Genomic DNA, 475 nt, shown 5'->3' on the forward strand with positions numbered 1-475 from the left:
AACGAAAAGCAGTATTGGGGTGAGTATGGCCCAAATGCCGAGCATAGAATTGAAGTTTTCTTTGGCAGCCCCAATGGCGGGGATTTTTATAGAGATTATTCTTACAAGAAGAGCAGGATAGAAAAAGAATATTTATCCAAGCCAAATTCTGGTAGACGATACCGTGCAGACCTTGGGCTTGAAGAATATTATTATCCATTTTCAATTAAAAAAGACAATGGAGACTATTTGCGTGGCTTGGATAGTGTTTACAGCATTGATGAAAAAAGAGACCCTCCAGTAAATTTTGCTGCTTGGCCTATAATATTTTGCCCCCATACTAATTTGCCAGACAGTCAATGTACTGCTGCCTTTTCAATATCGAGAGAGTTGCAAGGTTTTTATAGGTTTCAATTCCGGCACTTGAAAGATTTCAGAAGTTTGCACCTTTATATAATAGAAACCATTGGTAATTTACAGGAGAAATAGCATGCCG

General features: G+C 38.3%; 1 protein-coding gene. It reads left to right on the forward strand.

Features of this window, described 5'->3' with window-relative positions; all coding sequences use genetic code 11:
• On the forward strand, positions 1–468 hold a 468-nt coding region (locus tag L991_RS17520), incomplete at its 5' end, for a hypothetical protein (RefSeq protein ID WP_047396021.1).
• Positions 469–475: the final 7 nt, after the last annotated feature.

Source organism: Chitinibacter sp. ZOR0017, assembly GCF_000799095.1.
Taxonomy (GTDB): Bacteria; Pseudomonadota; Gammaproteobacteria; order Burkholderiales; family Chitinibacteraceae; genus Chitinibacter; species Chitinibacter tainanensis.